This is a genomic window from Psychrobacter sp., from assembly GCF_030454045.1.
Taxonomy (GTDB): domain Bacteria; phylum Pseudomonadota; class Gammaproteobacteria; order Pseudomonadales; family Moraxellaceae; genus Psychrobacter.
This window is the reverse complement of record NZ_JAKDJE010000126.1, coordinates 1-4,132: the sequence shown is the minus strand read 5'-3', so window position 1 is coordinate 4,132 and position 4,132 is coordinate 1. Positions and strand designations below refer to the sequence as shown.

Sequence of the window (4,132 nt, the reverse complement as noted above, 5' to 3'; positions counted from 1 at the left end):
CGCTTGTGTCTTTATCTGGTTGCCCCTGATTTGAATTCTATACACACCCTAATAACCGATAAATCCGCTTACATTGTCATCAAAAGTTACAAATTCAAAGTTGTTTTTGCTTTTAAAGTCGCAATAGCTAATGATTTTTTTGATGAAGAATCATTTTATAAGCAATAGAACAGTCTTATACCTGCCTCATTTACTTTTAACGCTAACACTATAATCAAAGTATTCTTAACTGCTAACACACTATAATTGCTGCTCTACCGATTCAATATCAGCATAAACTTGGGTTGTCCCGTCTTTATTGAGCTGCATAACCTGATAGGGCATGAATTTATTTTGATACTCCATACCTGGGCTACCAATAGGCATGCCAGGTACGGCAAGACCCATAGCTTGTACTGGCGGATTTTCTAAAAACTGCGCCATATATTTAGCGGGTACATGACCTTCAAAGACGTAACCATCCGTAGTGACTACAGTATGGCAAGAACGCATTTCATTTGGAACGCTGTAGCGCTCTTTAAATACGGCTAAGTCCGCAACATCTTGCGCGGTTGCACTTAGACCATTATCTTCTGCATGACTTATCCATTCTTTACAGCAGCCGCAATTGGCATCTTTATAGACAGTGGCTGATACGTTTTTTAGTAAGTCTGGTTTACTTACTGATGTCATCATAGAATTATTTATAACGTTTGGTTCAGCTGTCTTTGGAACAGCCAAAACATCTTCAGTTGATGCCGATGTTGTGCTTGCATCAGATACGCCACTACTCGGTTGGCTACAAGCAAATAGTGATGAGGCAGCCAGTAATAATAACGTACTACGCAACCCCTTAGACAGATAACGATTGCATATAAGACTGGATTTTATTTTTAAGGGGGGCATAGTGCTTTCTCATGTACTGTAGATATTGTGAGCTATAGAAGATCAAGTAACACTTCATATCGTTTGGTAATGTAGCATAATAACCCATTAAACGGAGTACGTAAATTCATCCATTGAGCAGTGCAGGCTGGTATCATAAGCAGTTTTTATTTTAAAATACTGCCTGTAGTATTAACGGCTCTATCTAAGTTTTGGATTTTGATTAAAAATTCAAGGCTCATAATTTTGGATAATTTGCGATGCGCCTGTCTACTATTAATCTACAAAAGCGTTTGAGTACTCACTTAAATCAATTACCGCTATGGCTTACGCTAGTAGCAGCATGGCTTGCAGGGGCTATTTTTTTATTTGCATTATCGCCTTATGGGTTCTGGCCGCTAGCAATAGTGTCACCAGCGATTTTATATGCGCTGTTGGTGCCAAATATGAGTGGTCGTCGCGCTTTTATTATCGGTGAAGCTTACGGTATGGGGCTATGGTGCGTCGGCGGCTTTTGGCTCTATACAGCTATCCATGATTATAGCGATACTCCAACGTGGCTCGCATTGATTATGATTGGATTGATGGGTCTCGGTATGGGACTGTTTCATGGATTTTTAGCACTAGCCTTTAACCGTATGGTAGGCAAACAACCCTTTTCATTTGCTGCTCTTTGGGTGCTACAAGAATGGTTAAAAACTTGGTTATTCACAGGCTTTCCGTGGCTGTTTGTTGGTTATGCATTTACTGAAGAGTATTGGTTATCGTCCTTAGCACCCGTTGCTGGTGTTTTTGCCGTCTCTTTTGTTGCCATACTATTGGCTGCAAGTTTAGTAGAGCTACTGCTTCGGCGCAGTAGTTATGCCATCGTTTCTGTACTGTTATTAGCCATTAGCACATCATTATGGCTGGTCAATCCGCAATGGACAAAACCTAAGGGCACACCTGATCTGTCAGTGTCATTGATTCAAGGTAATATTTCACAAGATATAAAGTGGCTGACTAAGTATCAAGTAGAAACGCTAAAGATTTATGCGAAGTTAACACGCACTGAGTGGGGACGTGATGTTGTGGTGTGGCCTGAATCATCTATTCCTATGTTTCAGGATGAGGCTGCGGGCTTTATTAGTGAAATGATAGAAATGGCTAATGCGACCAATACGACATGGATAACTGGTATCCCTTATAAGGATAAAGCGGCATTCAATGCCAGTACGGATAAGTATCCCCCATTTTACAATAGCGTGATTGCTCGAGGTGTAGAAGCGGAAGGCCTATACAAGAAGCAGCGTCTAGTGCCTTTTGGAGAGTATATTCCATTTGAAGGCGTGCTCGATATTTTCCCAAGTTTGGCCGGTAGTCAGGATATTAAGAGCTATAGTCGTGGTAGTGATCAGCAGTCACCTCTAAAGGTGCGTGGACACAATATAGGGACGGCTATCTGTTATGAGGTAGCTTATCCAGATACCACGCGTAAAAATGCTATCGATACTGAATTTTTGTTGACCGTCTCTAACGATGCCTGGTTTGGCACTTCAGCAGGACCATTGCAACATTTGCAAATGGTACAAATGCGCGCGCTTGAGAACGGGCGCTGGTTTATTCGAGCGACCAATACTGGTGTTACCGCTATCATTAACCATAAAGGTCGTATTGTAAAACGCGCACCGCAGTTTGAGCGTACTGTACTACGTGGTGAGATACAGGCACGGGTTGGTAACACGCCCTTTATGCTTATGGGAAATTATCCTATCTTGATAATAATAACCTTGTTATTACTACTAAGCTATTTTGGCAAAGGTCTAACCACACTTAGAAGACGAGGGTAATAGTAAACTTAATCATAATAATTTAATCAGTGTAAGTTTTTTATTTTTTCTAGGTAACGTCCTAACGCACGTAAATATAAAAGTTTTAAACTATTGACCCCTGCCGTCAAATCCGTATACATAAACTTGGGAGATTTTAATTACGCAGCTTGACGATAATAATCAAACCACACCTGTCTTGGCGATTGATAGCCCAAACCCTTTTGAATCCTCGTCTGATTGTAGTACAGCTCGATATAACTGATAATATCATTGATGGCTGTGAACCTTGTTTTATAGTCCTGATGATATACCAGCTCATTCTTTAATGTGCCCCAGAAGCTTTCTATAGGTGCGTTGTCATAGCAATTACCTTTGCCGCTCATTGAGCCTGTAAACTTATGCTGCTCGATAATCTTATGGTACGCATGGCTACAATATTGGCTACCTCTATCTGAATGAACAATCAGTCCTTGAGTAGGTCGTTTGTTCTTGATTGCCATATTGAGTGCACGGCATACTAAATCAGCGGTCATGCGCTTATTGATAGCGTAGCCGACAAGCTCTTTGGTGTATAAATCTTTCACTCCAGCTAAATATAACCAGCCCTCAGCAGTCCAGATATAGGTAATGTCGCTGACCCATGCTTCGTTAGGACGCTTAGCGTCAAACCTCTGATCTAAAACATTGTCATAGACCAGCTTGTTGTGGTTTGAGTCAGTAGTGACTTTAAAGCGCTTATGACGACGGCATTTGATGCCGTGTTCCTCTTTGATGCTTCTTACCATATACAGGCTAATGTTGTGGCCTTGTTTGCTTAGATGAGCATGCAATCGATCTACGCCATAACGTTCTTTCATTTCACTGTGAGCGGCTTTAACTAGTAGCTCGCACTGATTGCGGTGTACCTGCTGTTCGCTGATGTCACGACTTAGCCAATCGTAGTAGCTTGAGGGCTTAACGCTTAATACACGGCACATAGTAGTGGTGCTAAATATCTGACGATTGTCTTTGATAAAAGCGTACTTTACGGGCTGTTTTTCGCGAAGTACGCGGTCGCCTTTTTTAGAATCTCGCGCTCCTCTTCAGCCACTTTGAGCTGACGCTTGAGCTGCTTTATTTCTTGAAGAGCACTCATAAGGTCAGGATCATATTGCTCTGTGCCAACAAGCTTGCCTTGATTGGCTTTGTTATGCCAGTTTGATAGCGTTTGCATGGCAATACCTAACTGCTTTGCAGTAGCTGAGATATTGCCATTATTATCTGCTATCTTCTTGACAGCTTCAGCTTTAAATTCGTTACTGTAGGTTCTTACTTTCTTGGTCATGGTAAACTCCTGTCAATACGCTTAGTTTACCAAGTTTAGTTGTACGGTTTCTTCAGCATAGCTCACACCCTAGTTTTAGAGCCTTTCCTAAATTTCGTGTAAGTACTTCTACAATCTAAATAATAGTTACACA

3 protein-coding genes are annotated in these 4,132 nt (G+C 41.3%); 1 reads left to right on the top strand and 2 read right to left on the bottom strand.

What is annotated here, in order from left to right:
* Positions 1–240: 240 nt before the first annotated feature.
* Complete coding sequence (locus tag L0G63_RS13525) at positions 241–885, bottom strand: DUF411 domain-containing protein (RefSeq protein WP_007394850.1); 645 nt, start codon at positions 883–885, stop codon at positions 241–243.
* Positions 886–1,124: 239 nt separating this feature from the next.
* On the opposite strand from L0G63_RS13525, the gene lnt reads away from it, so the two are divergent.
* Entirely contained in the window at positions 1,125–2,693 is a 1,569-nt protein-coding gene (gene lnt / locus L0G63_RS13520; protein WP_301451119.1) for an apolipoprotein N-acyltransferase, read from the top strand.
* Between the two features lie 140 nt (positions 2,694–2,833).
* Here the strand turns inward: lnt and L0G63_RS13515 are convergent.
* A protein-coding gene (locus tag L0G63_RS13515; protein WP_301451118.1) for an IS3 family transposase occupies positions 2,834–3,999 on the bottom strand; the annotation gives its coding sequence in 2 pieces (ribosomal slippage) (positions 2,834–3,741 and positions 3,741–3,999; 1,167 coding nt in all).
* Positions 4,000–4,132: the final 133 nt, after the last annotated feature.